At 61.1% G+C, this 1515-nt stretch carries 3 protein-coding genes; all 3 read left to right on the plus strand.

The features are described from left to right. The coding region (locus tag BXA07_RS31190) for a hypothetical protein (protein ID WP_212592403.1) at positions 1-223 on the plus strand (223 nt) is incomplete at its 5' end. Next, positions 220-1074 carry a hypothetical protein gene (locus tag BXA07_RS29505; RefSeq protein WP_076573241.1) on the plus strand — a complete coding sequence of 285 codons (855 nt, stop codon included), beginning with the start codon at positions 220-222 and terminating at the stop codon, positions 1072-1074. The genes BXA07_RS31190 and BXA07_RS29505, both read left to right, overlap by 4 nt. Beyond that, positions 1074-1515, plus strand: a 442-nt coding sequence (locus BXA07_RS29510; protein WP_212592404.1) for a hypothetical protein, incomplete at its 3' end; no start/stop codon positions are given. The genes BXA07_RS29505 and BXA07_RS29510, both read left to right, overlap by 1 nt.

Genomic DNA, 1515 nt, shown 5'->3' on the forward strand with positions numbered 1-1515 from the left:
CGGGATGCCAAACTTTTGGAGCATCTCGGAATCGGCAGGCGGAATACCTGGCAGTTTCGATCACGAAGAGCGGCGCTCGTTTTGGCGCCGTACAAGTGGCACCGAGCTGAGTACTACAAGTAGCGTCGTGCAGCGCTACACCATGCCGGCAGGTGATCCACATCAGGACGGGCTGGATGGTGAAAGCACAATTTTTATTATTGAAGGCGCAAACCTGCCATGACAAACCTCCGCATCCTTTATGACAACGCAGCCGACCGGGCGACGCTGACCGCATCGAGCCAGGCCGGCACGCTGGGGCCGGCAAACCTGCAGCGCGACAGCAAGAATGCCATTCTGCGCGCCACCGGCACGGAGCAAACCATCACGGCGACTTGGCCAACGCAGGAATCCATCGCCTGCGTGGCGCTGATCTTCACCAATATGACCAGCAGCGCGCGCATGCGCGTGCGTGGCTACGCCCAGCCGGGCGATAGCGCGCCGGTGCTCGACACTGGCAACGTCTTCCCGTGTCCGGCCGCCGTGCATGGCACATACCCCTGGGGCGTGTTGCCGCTGGGCTGGAACGCCTACAAGTGGGGCGGTGTCAACACGTGGGCGCGTGGCGGCGGCGCCGACGGCGTCGCCTGGTTCGCGCCCGTGCGCGTGCGCAAGCTGGTGATCGACGCGTGGTCACCACAAAGCCCGGAAGGCTACCTGGAGATATCGCGCCTGGTGACGGGCAACTACTGGTCTCCGGAACACAACGCCGAGTACGGCGCCCAGTTGCTGCCGGAGGATGGCAGCGAGGCCTACCGCACGGGTGCCGGCGGCCTCAAGACGCAGATTCGCCCGAGCAACGACAAGCTGAGCATCAACCTGGCGCACCTGACGCCCACTGACCGCGCACGCTTCATGCGCATCTTGCGCGAGAACGGCAAGGGCGAGCCCATGCTGTTCAGCCTGTTCCCGGAAAGCCCTGATCCGCTGCTGGAGCAGGACCACATGCTGTATGGCAAGGCCAGCAATATCGACGCGGTGGCCACGCCGTATTTTGAAACCTATTCTGCACCACTGCAAATTGAAGGAATTTAATGGCTAACTTTTTTTATGATGGCATGCCGAATGTCAATGAGTGCCTGAACGCGCTGTACACCGCATTTGCCGCTGGTCCCTACAATGCACTGCCTCTGACTGGCGGGACGTTGACGGGGCCGCTGACCGCGCCAACAGTCACCGCTACCAGTAGTGTGAAGGTGGCGGTGTTCGGTGTAGCTGCGCAGGAGGTACTTAATCTCAGCGTGGTATCTGGGGCAGAAGGTATTGCCAGAGCAGCAATTAAGATGGGTTACCCAGCTGATGGGTACGGTACGCGCATTGTGGGGGGCGGCGACCCAACTGTAGGATATGCAGGATACACCTCGTTCGAGACTGGCGACGGCCCAGCCGGGTATCTGGAGCGGATGCGGATATCGGGCAGAGGATCGCTGCTAGTGGGGACAACGATGGACAATTCCGTTGATCTGATGCAGGTTG

This window comes from Janthinobacterium sp. TND4EL3 (assembly GCF_900156175.1).
Lineage (GTDB): Bacteria > Pseudomonadota > Gammaproteobacteria > Burkholderiales > Burkholderiaceae_D > Janthinobacterium.

What these genes read in the sequence shown, in the direction of transcription:
- BXA07_RS29505 (WP_076573241.1), top strand. Translation starts at nt 220, where the DNA reads ATGACAAACCTCCGCATCCTTTATGACAACGCAGCCGACCGGGCGACG.